General features: G+C 42.1%; 12 protein-coding genes. 7 read left to right on the top strand and 5 right to left on the bottom strand.

The genetic code is table 11. The features are described 5' to 3' along the window. The first annotated feature begins 22 nt into the window (after positions 1 to 22). Positions 23 to 373 carry a lipocalin family protein gene (locus tag QZ331_RS01240; RefSeq protein ID WP_294627306.1) on the top strand — a complete coding sequence of 117 codons (351 nt, stop codon included), beginning with the start codon at positions 23 to 25 and terminating at the stop codon, positions 371 to 373. 108 nt (positions 374 to 481) lie between these two features. On the opposite strand, the gene QZ331_RS01235 is transcribed toward QZ331_RS01240, so the two are convergent. From QZ331_RS01235 to QZ331_RS01215, 5 genes are all read right to left on the bottom strand, one after another. Next, a complete protein-coding gene (locus QZ331_RS01235) occupies positions 482 to 928 on the bottom strand; it encodes a hypothetical protein (protein ID WP_294627304.1) in 447 nt (148 codons plus the stop codon). 61 nt (positions 929 to 989) lie between these two features. Continuing rightward, on the bottom strand, positions 990 to 2,096 hold the full coding sequence (locus QZ331_RS01230) for a DUF6340 family protein (RefSeq protein WP_294627302.1): 1,107 nt from the start codon (positions 2,094 to 2,096) through the stop codon (positions 990 to 992). Between the two features lie 160 nt (positions 2,097 to 2,256). Then, positions 2,257 to 5,577: a preprotein translocase subunit SecA gene (gene secA / locus QZ331_RS01225; RefSeq protein ID WP_294627300.1), complete on the bottom strand. Its 3,321-nt coding sequence runs from the start codon at positions 5,575 to 5,577 to the stop codon at positions 2,257 to 2,259. Positions 5,578 to 5,703: 126 nt separating this feature from the next. Then, on the bottom strand, positions 5,704 to 7,278 hold the full coding sequence (locus tag QZ331_RS01220) for an alkaline phosphatase family protein (RefSeq protein WP_294627298.1): 1,575 nt from the start codon (positions 7,276 to 7,278) through the stop codon (positions 5,704 to 5,706). Next, positions 7,278 to 8,465 carry a DUF4105 domain-containing protein gene (locus tag QZ331_RS01215; protein WP_294627295.1) on the bottom strand — a complete coding sequence of 396 codons (1,188 nt, stop codon included), beginning with the start codon at positions 8,463 to 8,465 and terminating at the stop codon, positions 7,278 to 7,280. Before QZ331_RS01215 ends, QZ331_RS01220 begins: the two co-directional genes overlap by 1 nt. Positions 8,466 to 8,659: 194 nt before the next feature. On the opposite strand from QZ331_RS01215, the gene QZ331_RS01210 reads away from it, so the two are divergent. From QZ331_RS01210 to QZ331_RS01185, 6 genes are all read left to right on the top strand, one after another. Further along, entirely contained in the window at positions 8,660 to 9,391 is a 732-nt protein-coding gene (locus QZ331_RS01210) for a type III pantothenate kinase (RefSeq protein WP_294627293.1), read from the top strand. Further along, on the top strand, positions 9,378 to 10,643 hold the full coding sequence (locus QZ331_RS01205) for a hypothetical protein (RefSeq protein ID WP_294627291.1): 1,266 nt from the start codon (positions 9,378 to 9,380) through the stop codon (positions 10,641 to 10,643). Before QZ331_RS01210 ends, QZ331_RS01205 begins: the two co-directional genes overlap by 14 nt. 67 nt (positions 10,644 to 10,710) lie before the next feature. Then, positions 10,711 to 12,036 (top strand): hypothetical protein, encoded by a 1,326-nt coding sequence (locus QZ331_RS01200; RefSeq protein ID WP_294627290.1) that lies wholly within the window; start codon positions 10,711 to 10,713, stop codon positions 12,034 to 12,036. 43 nt (positions 12,037 to 12,079) lie between these two features. Further along, complete coding sequence (gene lptC, locus QZ331_RS01195; RefSeq protein ID WP_294627288.1) at positions 12,080 to 12,691, top strand: LPS export ABC transporter periplasmic protein LptC; 612 nt, start codon at positions 12,080 to 12,082, stop codon at positions 12,689 to 12,691. A gap of 2 nt (positions 12,692 to 12,693) precedes the next feature. Next, positions 12,694 to 13,950 carry a hemolysin family protein gene (locus QZ331_RS01190; protein WP_294627287.1) on the top strand — a complete coding sequence of 419 codons (1,257 nt, stop codon included), beginning with the start codon at positions 12,694 to 12,696 and terminating at the stop codon, positions 13,948 to 13,950. A gap of 119 nt (positions 13,951 to 14,069) precedes the next feature. Then, entirely contained in the window at positions 14,070 to 16,211 is a 2,142-nt protein-coding gene (locus tag QZ331_RS01185; protein ID WP_294627285.1) for a peptidylprolyl isomerase, read from the top strand. The last annotated feature ends 227 nt before the right edge of the window (positions 16,212 to 16,438 follow it).

Genomic DNA, 16,438 nt, shown 5'->3' with positions numbered 1-16,438 from the left:
AAACGGAAAAGTAAAAACTATTATGTCTACAAAAACAGTTTTCAAATGTGCGGCAGGATTGATGGCTACTGCCGTACTGGTTGCTTGCAATGCAACAGGTATTGAAGGTAAATGGGTGGAACCTGTTCCCGGAATGGAAAATCAGGTGCAAGGTGTGAATTTGGAAAAAGGCGGTAAGGCTTCTTCCGTCAATATGGCTACTTTGCAATATGAATCATGGGAAAAGAAAGATGGTAAACTGATTCTTTCGGGAAAAAGTATCGGCAATCATCAGACTATCGATTTCATTGATACGCTTGTCATCGAGAAACTGACTGTTGATGAATTAGTTGTGAAACAGGGCGATTTAACTAAGAATTATCGCAAGCAATAGGAGAAAGAAAGGGGGATGCTTTTTAAAACAAAATATGTTCTTGTGTTTTAAAAAGCATCCCCCTCTTTGTTCTTATTTAAATGGAATAACAACTCCCGAGTGGGCAATTTATTGCTCTAACAACTCTTTCAGGAAATCATCCAACTCTTTATCCAGCCCTTTCAGCAATTCGTCATGTACGAGTATGGTGTCGTCATCTACTAACAATAGTTCGGATACGGTTTCTTTTTCTTCATCAACCAATACAAACGAATAGGGTTTCAGAACTGCCATTTTGTCAAAATCGCCTGCGTCTTTCATTTTGCAGAGCGTACTGCGTAGGGTTGGTTCTGTCTTTTCTAAGAAATCATTTCCTTCGTATGTAGCCCATTCTCCTATCAGAGCGTGTGCCAATACTTTGTCATCATCGTTGTAGATGGTTAGTTGTCCGGAAGATTGATCCGGTTGGAGATGGATGTCGGTTACGGTGCCCTGTTCGCAGGTACATATATAGCCGGAGACTGCTTTTTGGATGGTCGCTTCGATTGTCGATAGTGATTGTTGGCTCAGTTTCATGGGTTCCTTCTTTTTATTCGTTCAAAGGTATAAAAAAAATAATATCTGCTGCGCTATTTTCTTAAAAATTGTTCTCAAACCGTTTCATTTGCATCGTTAACTTTGACAATTGGCTGTTGCGCTCCTTCAATTCTGCCAGATATAGGCTGATAAGATAATAGTTCGGCACGTCGGCAATGGTGGCTTGGGCATTTTCGGTTGTTTTCTTTTCCTCTATTTTTCTGGCGAACTGCTGCGCCTTCTCCGCCCATTCCTCTGCCTGAGGCAAGCGATCTGTCATTTCGTAGTAAACGGCAATGTTGTGGGCAGTCTTCATTTTCTTCTTTTCGCTTTTGGTACTTTTGAAAACTTGAAGCCAAAGTTGGTATGCTTCGTCCCATGAGTTTTCGCGTATGTAGACGGTAGCATCGCGCATGGGCACCGACCCGCCGACATACAGCGGACGTGTCCCTGTTTTCCATGTCGGCACGATATACTTCGCCGGAATTGTGCCTGCAAATTCGGCTGCTTCCTGCAACATCTTCTTGTCAGAAATCATATAGGAGGAGGCTTCTACCGCTGTGGAACCGAATTCTTCCCAGAAGATACTGTCGGCAGGGTGGAGCGTGTTCACCGGTCTGCTCCGTTCGGGCAGATAAACACGGACGGTAGGATAAACCTTGACGTCTACCGCTTCTCGGAAACAATTAAATTCGTTCAGATAGTGTATGCTCTTTGTGGCTTTGAATTGCAGGTTTTCTATGGCGATGATTAAATCCACTCCTAAATCTGAAGCTAAACCGCACACTTCTTCTTGGCTCAATGTATTCTCACGGGCCAATTTGTCGTTCGCCCGTAAGGCAGAGTCGCAAATCACCACTTCGTCGAAGTAGTTCTGACGGGCAATCTCTTCGGCAAGTGATTCTGTGGCTGCTTTGACATCTCCGTTTGCATAAGCCGTTGCCCGGCTGACGAGTGATGGGTTTTCTTTCTCTTTGGGCGATTGTGCTGTGAGTTTGTTATCCGGTGTGTTACTGCTGTTGTTTACGATTGCTACTTTCCGGATTTGAGGGGGAAAGCTAAGGGCGGCAGGTTGGAGGTAGTCGATGGAAATGTATTCCAGACTTTGGCAACCGACCAATGTCAGCAGTAACAACGAAACGATAGCCAATGAATAAGATTTTGCCATAGCTTTGTTCTATTTGTTAATTTGAACAAAAGTACTATTTTGAGCGAATAAAAGAAAGTCTCAAACAGTTTTTAACCGTTTGAGACTTTCTTTATAGACAAATTAAAACATGAATATGTGAGTGTGCCGTTTGGCGGGCACACTCTATTGAAAAAGAAAATTAAGCATTTTTCCCGTGGCAGTTCTTATACTTCTTGCCGCTTCCGCACGGGCAAGGATCGTTACGTCCTACCGTCTTTTCTGCACGCATCGGCTCGCGTCTTTGCTGTTCGCGTGTGTCGTGGCTGGCAGCAGCCTGTTGGTTAGGGTCGCTCAATTCCTGTTTGTTTTCGCGATACTTGCTCATGTCCTGGCGCTGTTCGGGAGCAGCTTGGCGTACTTCTACGCGACGTTCGGTCGGTTCTTCCGGTGCTTCCTGTACAGGGATTTGTCCGCGCATCAGGATAGAAACCGTCTGATTATTAATCTTGTTGACCATTGCGTCAAACAGTGTAACGGATTCCAGTTTGTATATCAACAACGGGTCTTTCTGTTCGTAGCTGGCGTTCTGTACCGAATGTTTCAGTTCGTCCAATTCGCGCAGATTCTCTTTCCATGCTTCATCGATAACGTGGAGCAGGATTGATTTTTCGAATGCTTTGACCACTTCTTTCGATTCCGATTCGTAAGCTGCTTTCAGGTTGCAGGAGATGTTGTACATACGTTTGCCGTCTGTGATGGGAATCAAGATGTTTTCGTACATATGTCCCTGGTTTTCATATACCTGCTTGATAACCGGATTGGCGATTTGTGCCAGTCGTTCAGTCTTGCGCTTGAAATTCTCCATAGCGATGTTGAACGTTTTTTCGGTCAGGTCTTCTTTCTTCTCGTTGCGGAATTCTTCTTCGGTGAACGGAGTTTCCATAGCCAACGTTTGGAGCAGTTCCATTTGACATCCTTCGAAGTCGTTGTTTTCGATGGCATTGGCACAACGGTCCCAAATCATATTCACGATATCCATACCGATACGTTCGCCCATCAATGCGTGGCGGCGTTTCGTATAGACAACGGTACGTTGCTTGTTCATTACGTCGTCATATTCCAACAGACGTTTACGGATACCGAAGTTATTCTCTTCCACTTTCTTCTGTGCACGTTCGATGGAGTTGGAAATCATCTTATGTTCTATCATTTCCCCTTCTTGGAATCCGAGTTTATCCATCACGTTTGCAATGCGGTCGGAAGAGAACAGACGCATCAAGTCGTCTTCCAATGATACGAAGAATACAGAAGAACCGGGGTCACCCTGACGTCCGGCACGACCACGCAACTGACGGTCTACACGACGTGACTCGTGGCGTTCCGTACCGATAATTGCCAAACCGCCTGCCGCTTTTACTTCCGGACTTAACTTGATGTCGGTACCACGGCCTGCCATATTGGTGGCGATGGTCACCGTTCCGCTCAAACCGGCGGTAGCAACGATGTCGGCTTCTTTCTGATGCAGCTTCGCGTTCAGCACTTTGTGGTCAATCTTGCGCATGGTAAGCATTTTGCTCAGCATTTCGGAGATTTCGACTGAAGTAGTACCTACCAGTACCGGACGTCCTGCCTGAACCAGTTTTTCTATCTCTTCAATAACAGCTTTGTATTTTTCGCGTTTCGTTTTATAAACACGGTCGTTCATATCTTTACGGGCGATGGGACGGTTGGTCGGGATAACGACTACATCCAGTTTGTAGATGTCCCAAAGTTCGCCTGCTTCCGTTTCAGCAGTACCGGTCATACCGGACAACTTGTGATACATACGGAAGTAGTTCTGTAAAGTAATGGTGGCAAAGGTTTGAGTGGCAGCTTCCACTTTCACACGTTCCTTAGCTTCGATGGCCTGGTGTAATCCGTCGGAGTAGCGGCGGCCTTCCATGATACGTCCCGTCTGTTCGTCCACAATCTTCACCTGTCCGTCGATAACTACATATTCATCATCTTTCTCGAACATGGTGTAAGCCTTCAACAACTGGTTGATGGTGTGTACACGTTCCGACTTGATGGCGTAGTTGGTCAGGAGTTCGTCTTTTCTTTGGAGTTTTTCCTCGTTGGTCAGATTTGGCACATTTTCCAGTTCCGAGAGTTGTCCGGCAATGTCGGGAAGAACGAACAGAGTGGGGTCTTGAGAGTTGCCTGTAATCAGGTCTACACCTTTATCCGTTAGGTCTACGCTGTTCAGTTTCTCATCAATGACGAAATACAACGGGTCGGTCACTTCATGCATCCGCTTATTGTTCTGTTCCATGTAAATCTCTTCCGTCTTGAGCATACCGGCTTTGATGCCTTGTTCGCTGAGGAACTTAATCAATGCCTTATTCTTCGGCAGACACTTGTGGCTGCGATACAGGGCGAGGAATCCTTCTTCCACCTCTTTCTTGTCGCTTGATGCGATAAGTTTTTTAGCTTCGGAAAGGTATTTGGTTGCCAATCCTTTCTGTGCTTCTACCAAGCGTTCTACCAACGGGCGAAGCTGTTCGAACAACTGGTCGTCACCTTTCGGTACGGGACCGGAAATAATTAACGGAGTACGTGCATCGTCAATCAATACCGAGTCTACCTCGTCGACAATGGCGTAATTGTGCGGACGTTGCACCAAGTCTTTCGGGCTGATTGCCATATTGTCACGCAGGTAGTCAAATCCGAATTCATTGTTTGTACCGAACGTGATGTCTGCCATATATGCTTGGCGGCGTGCATCGGAGTTGGGTTGGTGCTTGTCGATGCAGTCTACACTCAAACCGTGGAACATATAAAGAGGTCCCATCCACTCGGAGTCACGTTTTGCTAGATAGTCATTGACGGTTACTACGTGCACGCCGTTTCCGGTCAGTGCGTTCAGGAATACCGGAAGGGTAGCAACCAGGGTTTTACCTTCACCGGTGGCCATTTCGGCAATCTTGCCTTTGTGTAGAACAACACCACCGAACAGTTGGACATCGTAGTGAACCATGTTCCATTTCGTATCGTTTCCTCCGGCTATCCAGTGGTTTTGGTAAATAGCCTTGTCGTTTTCGATGCGTACGAAATCTTTTGTTGTGGCAAGTTGACGGTCGAAATCGGTAGCAGTCACTACAATTTCTTCATTTTCGGCAAACCGTTTGGCGGTAGCTTTGACAATAGAGAAAGCAACCGGCAACACTTCTTCCAGTGCTTTTTCGTACTTCTCCAAGATTTCTTTTTCTATCTTGTCTATCTGTGCGAATACCTCTTCACGCTTTTCTAATTCGATATTTTCGATACCAGCTTTCAATTCTTCCACCTTTGCACGTTCGGCAGAGGCTGATTCGCGGATATATTTTTTCAGTTCTTCCGTTTTGGCACGGAGGGCGTCGTTGTCCAGTTTCTCAACCTTCGGGTAGGCAGCTTTGATTTTTTCTACCCAGGGTTTGATTTCTTTCATGTCTCGCGTGGATTTATTTCCGAAAATCGAGCTTAAAAATTCATTAAATCCCATGTTATATTATTTAGTTATTATTTTTAATCTGTGTAAATCAGTATAATTTGCGGTGAATAATTTTCGCAAAGTTACATTAAAATGCTGATTTATTAATATTTTGCCCTTGTTTTTGTGAGCAAATTTTTATCGTAGGTTGGTGATGGGGGCGACAGAACAAGCGTTGGGAGCCCGTATACGCATGAAATGCGCCAGCGTAGGCGCGATGTGTTCGATAGTTACAGGAGTCTGTATGATGGCGGGTTTCACCGAATGACCGATAAAAATCAATGGTGTAGGAATGAAAGAATGGCGTATTACCTTACTTTCTTTGCTTTCTTCATCTATCATTGTCCATCCGGGAAGGACGTCAATCAAGAGGTCGCCCGAACGTTTGCGATGGTATCCGTTACGTATCTTATGAATATCCGGGGTCCACGAGCCGAGCAGGAGTCTGTTGGCAGAATAGGCTTCGTTTACTCCGCTGAATTGCATAAGGAATTCGGCGGATTTCTCTTGCACTTCCGTCAGGTTCAGTTGTTTTTGTTCCAATAACTTGTGATTCAGGTAAATCTGCTGGTTGTGATAAGTTTCCACATACTTGCCTTCGCCATAGGTAGCCATCAGATACATATTCAGCAGTGCGGCACAACGGTTGAGGTAGAACTCTCCGCCGGGAATTTTATAAAGTCCCAAATCTGCCGATTCGCTGTCTGTATATCCGGTAGCAGTGATGAAGATGAGTACATTTTGCAGACCGACTTTCTGTTCGAGCAAATCAAGCAGGTTGGCTATGCTACGATCAAGTCGTACATAGGTGTCCTGCATTTCCATTGCACATTCCTGTACGGATTTGTGCGCATAGTTTCCGGCATAGTAAGTAAGTGCCAATAAGTCAGTAATGTCATCCTGCCCCATTGCGCTTTTGTTCAGTGCTTCTTCGGCAAGTGCATTCACTTCATCGTTTACAAAAGGGCTGGTGATGAAGCGTCTGTATTTATTGTTTCGTTCATCGTCAAATTTATATTTAAAGGCAACATCTCGCCAATCTGGCAGAAAAGTGTACATTCCACGCGGAAATATGGGTTCCCATATGATGTTGCCGATACGGAAGTCAACGGCTTGGCGATCGTTATACTGGCTTGCCCACCACGGGAATTCTCCATAATAAGTTGTTCCGCTCCATTTACCCGTATTAGGATTAAGCCAAAAAGCACCGTTTCCGGTATGACCGGCTGCAAAAATAGCTGCGTCACATTTTGGGGCGATGGCATATACAATACCTTTGCCTTGAGTTGCAATCTTAAGTTCGTCGGCAATGGTGGAAGTCAGTAATTTAGCGGGCGAACACGTTTGGTCTGTGTAGTAGCCCATGAATGCTGTATCATCCGTACTATTAATAGGACGCAGGGTAGACGCATCCATCCATCGTTTGGAGATAATTCCATTGATAGAAGGCGTTGTACCACTATAGATGGCAGCTATTGCCGAAGAGCGGTCTACGCTGTTGAAAGTATATTGGGCATTATAGAATACTCTTCCCTCTTTCCAGAGACGCTTGAAACCTTTTTCGCCATAGAGTGACGAAAAAGATTCTAAATAGTCCGTACGTAGTTGGTCAATTGTCAATCCTACCACAAGTTTAGGAGCAGTAGGCAGAGACTGAGCTTGCAACCCTGTAAAGGTAAGTACGGTAATAAGGGAAGTAAGTAATCCTTTCATTATTTCTTTTTAGATGTCACTATTAGGTTATTTGCTGAACGTATCAACAAACAAAGTGCCAAAGGTACAACTGCAAAGTCAAATTTTTGCGGAATTACTGGGAAAAGCATTGTAAAAAAAGTTAAAACTATTAGATTTAGAATCAAAAACCAGCATTTCTTTCTTTTTCGGTCGCAATAAATAATGTATGGAAGGAAAAGAAGTAGTCCCGGATGGAATACCAATAGTAAGAAATTGGAGCCGACAGCTGGATGTTTGGAGAAGAGGGTGAGAAAAGCAAGGACACATCCCACGATACCTGCCGCTCCAAAAAGAAGCAGGTCGACTTCCCATAATCCGGTTCTCCGTCGGATACTGTAAATCGTAGCGGCGGCTGTTAATATAAATAATAGCAATGAGCATTGTAGTGGGGTGGGCGTCCAATTATTTTCATCCGATTTAGTCGTTGCATCTACTATCAGTTTCGCGGTTTCTGTAAGTGGACGTTGGATGGAACCATTTTTTACTTGTGCTCCCGCAAAGGAGTTCATTAAGTAAAATGGTGCGAACATCATTTGGCGTTGTGTGATAGGTTGGTCTGCTTCACTTCCGACACATAAATCAATACCGAAACGCGCCCAGGGATGTCCTTTGCAATACTGATGTATGATGTCGCGGAAAGAATGTGAACCGTTTTGCGGAACTATGGGGTAAATTACTTCTCCTGTAATGCTTTCTTCTATTTTATCGCGAGGACGAGTAGCACAGTTATCGTAAAAGAAATTGTAACGATACACCCGGTTTTCGGGACGGTAATTTTTTTTCAATAATCGAATTAATTTGTTTTTCTCTTCATCGGTCAGATTTAATCTCTGTTGCCACACACTACGACCGAAGAATATGTATTCTCCAGCAAAACGGGAATAATCAGTTACGCCTAATTGGTAGTCTGTTTCTCCGAGTGAAAAGCGAAGAATAAAATTGGGGGTGTTAAAGCTGAATAATCCGTAATTGAAAACAATATCAATATCTTGTGAAGGATTTTCGTAACGGATAGCAGTGTGTCCGAATAAAGAATATATCTCTTCGCCAGGGGCGCAGGTCAATAGGCTGAGACGAATGGAATCGTTGCTGTTGGCTGTTGTTTGTCCGAATGGAAGAAGCAACAGAAAAAGCGGGAAGATTGAATATAAAAAAGACCGTTTCATCAGTAGGCTTATTCTATTTTTGCGGCGAATATACAAAGAATTGTTGGATTAGGGAAACAGGGACTTTGTTTTCTCCGAATAAAGTGTCTGTATGAATAGGGAATCCAAATATAAAAAATGAGATAATTCTGTCCATATACTTCCATTTTTCTTTTTTTACTTTACCTTTGCGTCCGCTAAAAGAGGAAAAAGTATTGAATTTAATTATCGACATAGGAAATACAATGGCGAAAGTCGCTCTCTTTCATGATGGAGAGATGATGGAAGTGTTGACGGAATCTAACCAATCGTTGGAGTTTTTGAAAACACTTTGTTCCAAATATCCAGTAAAGCAGGGGATTGTGGCTACTGTCATTGATTTGAATGAACGGCTACTTGCTGATTTGGAGGCTTTGCCGATTCCTTTAATGTGGCTTGACAGCAAGACGTTTTTGCCGGTGGTCAATCTGTACGAAACGCCCGAAACATTAGGTTATGATCGGATAGCTGCTGTCGTAGGGGCCAATGAGCAGTTTCCAGATAGAGATATATTGGTCATTGATGCGGGGACTTGTATTACGTATGAATTTATAGATTCGAAAGGGCAATATCATGGTGGTAATATTTCTCCCGGAATGCAGATGCGCTTTAAAGCACTTCATCTGTTTACCGGACGTTTGCCTATGGTAGATGTCAATGGACGTAAACTACCAATGGGACGGGATACCGAAACTGCTATACGTGCTGGAGTCTTGAAAGGTATGGAATATGAAATTTCAGGTTATATTGAGTCTATGAAGCATAAATATCCTGAACTTTTGGTTTTTTTAACGGGCGGAGATGATTTTTCTTTTGAAAGCAGCATAAAAAGTATCATCTTTGCAGATAGATTTTTAGTGTTGAAAGGATTAAATAGAATTTTAAACTATAATAATGGTAGGATTTAAACACACGTTATGTGCACTTTTGCTCACGATGGTTACAGGAGTAGCACTCGCTCAAAATAATACAAACTCTCCTTATACACGATATGGTTATGGCGACTTGTCTGATCAGAGCTTCGGAAACAGCAAGGCGATGGGAGGTATTGCTTTTGGACTCCGCGATGGAACGCAGATCAATCCATTGAATCCTGCTTCTTATACTGCCATTGACTCGTTGACCTTTCTTCTTGAAGGAGGAGTTAGTCTGCAAAATATGAATATTAGTGGCAGTGGTGCGAAATTGAATGCTAAAAATTCCAGTTTTGATTATGTCGCTATGCAATTTCGTTTGCATCGAAGGGTGGCGATGAGTATTGGTTTGTTGCCATTTTCAAATGTAGGATATAATGTACTGGAAAACAATGAGGCGACAGAGGGTGTTCCTTATAGTACGAAAAGTATTACCGGTGACGGTGGTCTGCATCAGTTATATGTTGGTGCGGGTGTGAAAGTATTGAAGAATTTCTCTCTTGGAGTGAATGTCTCTTATTTTTGGGGAGATATAAATAGAACTTTAACAATGCTTTATCCGAATACAGCTTCGGCTAATTCATTCATATGGCAAACTGCTGTTTCTGTTTCGGATTACAAATTGGACTTTGGAGTTCAATATACGCAACCCTTGAGTAAAAAACATTCTGTGACGATAGGAGCAGTTTATTCTCCCAAACATACACTGAATAATGATTATGTTACCAATATGACCAGTGGTAGCGTTGGAAATGCTACATTGGAACTTCCGGATATGTTTGGAGGCGGACTTACATACAACTACGACAAACGTCTTACAATCGGTGTGGATTATAGTTTGCAAAAATGGTCAAAAGCTAAATTTAGTTTAGAGACTACGAATAATGCTATCAGTCAAGAATTTGAAGATACTTATGCCTATTGCGACCGTCAAAAAATCTCTGCGGGTGCGGAATACATTCCTAATTTGATTGGACGTTCTTATTTATCCCGTATTAAATATCGTCTGGGAGCTTATTATATGACTCCGTATTATAAAATCAAAGGCAAAAAGGCTGCTCGTGAATATGGTGTAACTGCCGGTTTCGGTTTGCCTGTACCTCGTTCGCGTTCTATCCTTAGTGTCGGCGGACAAATTGTTCGTGTCAGTGGACAGGATGCGACTTTTGTTAACGAAAATATCTTCTGTGTAAGTATTGGACTAACTTTCAATGAAGGTTGGTTTTTCAAACGCAAGGTAGAGTAAGATGTTGGAGAAATGTGTGAGAGAAGAGAATAGACGACTTTATAATAACAACTAAAATTTAAATACAATGAAGATTAAAACGCTTGTGGCTATGTTGGTCCTTTCAGCAGGAGCAACCACTGCAATAGCACAGGATGCATCTAACTGTAATTCGAACAGTAGTATTTCGCATGAAGCTGTGCGTGCTGGTAATTTTAAAGATGCGTATACTCCCTGGAAAGCTGTGTTGGATAACTGTCCGACGCTTCGTTTCTATACTTTTACTGACGGATATAAAATTCTGAAAGGCTTGATGGGACAAATCAAGGATCGGAATAATCCGGAATATCAGAAATATTTTGAAGAATTAATGAATACGCATGATTTGCGTATCAAGTACACGCCTGATTTCCTTGCCAAAGGAACAAAAGTGTCTTCTGCTGACGAAGCATTGGGTATCAAAGCTGTAGACTATATTGCTTTTGCTCCGAAAATCGATGTTAATCAGGCTTACCAATGGTTGAGTCAGTCTGTTAATGCTGTAAAAGCAGAATCGGCTGCTGCTACTCTGTTCTATTTTCTGCAAATGTCATTGGACAAACTGAAAGCTGAACCTGCTCATAAGGAACAATTTATTCAGGATTATTTGCTTGCTTCTGAATATGCAGATGGTGCTATTGCTGCTGAAACCAGTGAAGCGAAGAAGAAAAACTTGCTGGGTATTAAAGATAATCTGGTTGCCTTGTTCGTAAACAGTGGAACTGCTGATTGCGAATCTTTGCAGAATATTTATGGTCCGAAAGTAGAAGCTAATCAGACTGATCTTGAATATTTGAAGAAGGTAATCGATATCATGAAGATGATGAAGTGTACTGAAAGCGAAGCTTACCAGCAGGCATCATATTATTCATATAAGATAGAACCGACAGCAGAAGCTGCTACTGGATGTGCTTATCAGGCTTTCAAAAAGGGGGATATTGATGGTGCTGTGAAATTCTTTGATGAATCTATTAATTTGGAAACAGATAACTTGAAGAAGTCTGAAAAGGCATACGCTGCAGCAGCAGTGTTAGCATCTGCTAAAAAACTTTCTCAAGCAAGAGCATATTGTCAGAAAGCTATCAGTTACAATGAAAACTACGGTGCTCCTTATATTTTGATTGCCAATCTTTATGCAATGAGTCCTAACTGGAGCGATGAGTCTGCTTTGAATAAGTGTACATATTTTGCAGTAATTGATAAGTTGCAACGTGCAAAACAGGTAGATCCAAGTGTAGCTGAAGAAGCAAATAAGTTAATTGGCAGATATTCTGCTCATACTCCGCAGGCTAAAGACCTCTTTATGTTAGGTTACAAGCAAGGTGACCGTATTACTATCGGTGGCTGGATTGGAGAGAGTACAACGATTAGATAAATCTATGTTGCGAAAACGAAGTAAACGTTTGTTGCATAAGAGCATGAGCATAACAATTGTCTTTAGGGCAGTTGTTATGCTTCTTTTATTTCCTTCGTGTGGATGTAAGACAAAGGCGGTGGGTGAAGCTATTACTGAACGAGACTCCTTGCCGATAATGAAAACATTAGGGGTTAGTACCCTTATATCTGATTCCGGGGTGACACGTTACAGGGTGAATACAGAAGAGTGGGCGGTGTATGACCGTAAGAAGCCTTCTTATTGGGCCTTTGAAAAAGGAGTATATCTCGAACAGTTCGATTCTATTTTTCATATAGAAGCCAGTATTGAAGCAGATACTGCCTACTATTATGATAAAGAAAGGCTATGGAAGCTGATAGGAAATGTCGATATACAAAACCGGAAAGGCGAACGCTTTAATACGGAGTTGCTTTATTGGAACGAAGCTACTCAAAAAGTCTATTCCGATAAGTATATACGTATCCAGCAGCCGGATAGGGTTATCACGGGATATGGATTTGATTCCAACCAGCAAATGACCATTTATACCATTCATAACATACAAGGTATTTTTTATGTGGATGATGAAGCAGGCACTACAAAACCGGAAGTAAAAGCCGTGCCGGACTCCGTAAAAAAAGATTCTGTGAAATAACTATGAATATTTATATATCTCTAATAATAACAATGGTTTTCTCCGCCTTCTTCTCAGGGATGGAGATTGCTTTTGTGTCAGTAGACAAACTGCGTTTTGAAATGGAGCGTAGGGGAGGAATAACTTCTCGCATCCTTTCTGTCTTTTTTAAAAATCCCAATGAATTTATCTCCACCATGTTGGTAGGGAACAATATTGCATTGGTTATTTATGGTATTTTGATGGCACAGATTATCGGTGATAACTTGTTGTCGGGATTTATTGAGAATCATTTTCTGATGGTGTTGGCGCAGACTGTTATTTCCACGTTGATTATATTGGTGACCGGAGAATTCTTGCCGAAAACAATATTCAAGATTAATCCTAATTTGGTATTGAATATTTTTGCGATTCCGCTTATTATCTGTTATGTTGTTTTGTTTCCTGTCTCTAAATTAGCGTCCGGTCTGTCTTGTTTGTTTCTTCGTATTTTTGGAATGAAAATGAATAAGGATGCTTCCGATATAGCATTCGGTAAAGTCGATTTGGATTATTTTGTGCAAAGTAGTATTGACAATGCTGAGAATGAAGAGGAACTTGACACGGAAGTGAAAATCTTTCAGAATGCGCTTGATTTCTCGAATATAAAAATCCGTGATTGCATTGTGCCCCGTACGGAAGTAGTGGCTGTGGATTTGACAACTTCGTTGGACGAATTGAAAAGTCGTTTTATCGAATCCGGTATATCCAAGATTATCGTATACGATGGAAATGTCGACAATGTAGTTGGTTACATCCATTCGTCGGAAATGTTTCGTGCTCCGAAAGATTGGCATGAAAATGTGAAGCAAGTGCCGATTGTGCCTGAAACCATGTCTGCCCATAAATTGATGAAGTTGTTCATGCAACAGAAGAAAACGATTGCCGTAGTGGTAGATGAGTTTGGTGGAACGTCTGGTATTGTGTCGTTGGAAGATTTGGTTGAGGAGATTTTTGGTGATATAGAAGACGAACATGACAATACTTCTTATATCTGCAAGCAGATTGAAGAACATGAATATGTGTTGTCTGCCCGTCTGGAAATAGAAAAAGTCAATGAAATGTTCGGACTTGATTTACCCGAATCAGACGAATATCTGACGGTGGGCGGACTGATTTTGAGCCAATACCAAAGTTTGCCGAAATTACATGAAGTGATACAAGTGAGACGTTATCAGTTCAAGATAATCAAGGTTACTGCGACAAAAATAGAACTTGTACGCTTGAAAGTTTTGGAATAATAGCGATAATCAAGAAATTTTTGGCTAATAAATAGATGCATATTAGCATTTTTTGTATCTTCGTGCGCTAAAATGACAAAAGAAAGAAATAATAATAAACATAAATCGTATTAATCAAAATGGCAACGTTACAAAACATTAGGTCGAAAGGACCTCTATTGGTGATTGTTATCGGCTTGGCGCTGTTTGCTTTCATTGCGGGTGACGCATGGAAGGTAATGCAGCCGCATCAGTCGCATGACGTAGGTGAGGTGAACGGAGACGCTCTTTCCGCTCAGGAGTATCAGAATTTGGTGGAAGAATATACTGAAGTGGTGAAACTCATGCGTGGGGTGACCGCTTTGAACGATGACCAAACCAATCAGGTGCGCGACGAAGTATGGCGTTCCTATGTAAACAATAAACTGATTGAGAAAGAGGCTGAAACATTGGGACTGACTGTTTCTGCTGCAGAAATTCAGGATATCCTGAAAGCAGGTGTTCATCCTTTGTTGAGACAAACTCCTTTCCAGAACCCGCAAACAGGAACTTTCGACAAAGATATGTTGAACAAATTCCTTGTTGAATATGCGAAGATGAACGAATCTCAGATGCCGGCACAGTATGCAGAACAATACAACAATATGTATAAATACTGGTCGTTCATTCAAAAGACATTGATTCAAAGCCGTTTGGCTGAAAAGTATCAGGCTTTAGTGTCTAAGTCGCTTTTCTCTAACCCTGTAGAAGCACAGGCGTCTTTCGATGCAAGAGCGAACCAGTACAACGTATTGTTGGCAGGTATTCCTTACTCTTCAGTAGTAGACTCTACTATCGTAGTAAAAGAATCTGAGTTGAAAGAACTATACAACAAGAAAAAAGAGCAATTCAAGCAATATCAGGAAACCCGTGATATCAAGTACATTGATGTACAAGTGACTGCCAGTGCAGAAGACAGAGCTGCTATCCAACAGGAAGTAGATGAAGCAACTGCACAGTTAGCTGCTACGACAGAAGATTATACTTCTTTTGTTCGTTCGGTAGGTTCTGAAACTCCTTATGTAGACCTGTATTATAATAAAACAGCATTCCCCTCAGATGTAGTGGCACGTTTGGATTCTGCGATTGTGGGTACAGTTTACGGTCCTTACTACAATGGTGCCGACAATACCATCAACTCCTTCAAAATAGTTGCTAAAGCTGCTGCTGCCGACTCTGTTGAATTCCGTCAGATTCAGGTATATGCAGAGGATGCGTTGAAAACCAAGACATTGGCTGATAGTATTTACAATGCCATCAAAGGTGGTGCTAACTTTGCAGACCTGGCTAAAAAATACGGTCAGACAGGTGATACAAACTGGTTGACTGCTTCACAATATGAAGGTGCGCAAATCGACGGTGAGAACTTGAAGTTCATCTCTGCCATCAACAATGCAGGTGTCAACGAATTGGTAAATCTGCCGATGGGGCAAGCCAATGTAATCCTTCAGGTAACTAACAAGAAATCTGTAAAAAACAAATATAAAGTAGCTGTTATCAAACGTGAAGTCGAATTCAGTAAGGAAACTTACAATCGTGCTTACAATGACTTCAGCCAGTTTATTGCTGCCAATCCTACTGTAGAGAAGATGGTATCTGCTGCTGAAGAAGCCGGATATAGACTGCTTGACAGAACAGACTTGAATAGTTCCGAATACAGTATTGGTGGTGTGAGAGGTACAAAAGAAGCTTTGAGATGGGTATTCGACAAAGCTAAACCGGGTGAAGTATCTGGCCTATACGAATGTGGCGAAAGCGACCATATGCTCGTTGTAGGTTTGGTGAACATCAAACAGGAAGGATATCGTCCGTTAAAAGCCGTACAGGGACAGTTGAGAGCTGAAATCATCAAAGATAAGAAAGCTGAAAAGATTATGGCTGACATGAAAGCTGTCAACGCAACTTCATTCGACCAATATAAGTCAATGGCAAATGCTGTAAGCGACTCTTTGAAGATGGTTACATTTGCAGCTCCTGCTTATGTATCCGGATTGCGTAGCAGCGAACCGTTGGTTGGTGCTTATGCATCTGCGGCCGAAATGAACAAATTGAGTGCCCCCATCAAGGGTAATGCCGGAGTATTTGTTCTGCAAGTATATGGCAACGATAAACTGAACGATACATTCGACGCAAAAGCAGAAGAAGCCACATTGGCTAATATGCACGCTCGTTTCGCCAGCCGTCTGATGAACGACCTGTATCTGAAAGCAAATGTGAAAGATACACGCTTCCTATTCTTCTAAGAGATAAAATTGCCACTATTACACAGATTTCCACAGAAATAAATAGATTAAAAGTGGAATCCGCTTAAGCGATGTAATAATTAATGTGGTATAACATATAGACGCGAATCACTTGGATTTATTCTTAATAATCCGATTGATTCGCGTCTTTTTTATTTAAAAACCTCCCTCTTCCTTCCCTTAATCTGTGAAAATCTGTGTTAATCTGTGGTGAAACTGACTTTATT

Source organism: uncultured Bacteroides sp., from assembly GCF_910586915.1.
In the GTDB taxonomy this organism is placed as follows: Bacteria; Bacteroidota; Bacteroidia; order Bacteroidales; family Bacteroidaceae; genus Bacteroides.
Note: the sequence above shows the minus strand (reverse complement) of the source record. Positions and strands in the feature narration are given on the sequence as shown.

Excerpts from the sequence above, each read along its gene's own strand:
- QZ331_RS01240 (WP_294627306.1), top strand. The coding sequence starts at position 23 with ATGTCTACAAAAACAGTTTTCAAATGTGCGGCAGGATTGATGGCTACT.
- QZ331_RS01235 (WP_294627304.1), bottom strand. The coding sequence starts at position 928 with ATGAAACTGAGCCAACAATCACTATCGACAATCGAAGCGACCATCCAA.
- QZ331_RS01230 (WP_294627302.1), bottom strand. The coding sequence starts at position 2,096 with ATGGCAAAATCTTATTCATTGGCTATCGTTTCGTTGTTACTGCTGACA.
- secA (WP_294627300.1), bottom strand. The coding sequence starts at position 5,577 with ATGGGATTTAATGAATTTTTAAGCTCGATTTTCGGAAATAAATCCACG.
- QZ331_RS01220 (WP_294627298.1), bottom strand. The coding sequence starts at position 7,278 with ATGAAAGGATTACTTACTTCCCTTATTACCGTACTTACCTTTACAGGG.
- QZ331_RS01215 (WP_294627295.1), bottom strand. The coding sequence starts at position 8,465 with ATGAAACGGTCTTTTTTATATTCAATCTTCCCGCTTTTTCTGTTGCTT.
- QZ331_RS01205 (WP_294627291.1), top strand. The coding sequence starts at position 9,378 with ATGGTAGGATTTAAACACACGTTATGTGCACTTTTGCTCACGATGGTT.
- QZ331_RS01200 (WP_294627290.1), top strand. The coding sequence starts at position 10,711 with ATGAAGATTAAAACGCTTGTGGCTATGTTGGTCCTTTCAGCAGGAGCA.
- lptC (WP_294627288.1), top strand. The coding sequence starts at position 12,080 with ATGAGCATAACAATTGTCTTTAGGGCAGTTGTTATGCTTCTTTTATTT.
- QZ331_RS01190 (WP_294627287.1), top strand. The coding sequence starts at position 12,694 with ATGAATATTTATATATCTCTAATAATAACAATGGTTTTCTCCGCCTTC.
- QZ331_RS01185 (WP_294627285.1), top strand. The coding sequence starts at position 14,070 with ATGGCAACGTTACAAAACATTAGGTCGAAAGGACCTCTATTGGTGATT.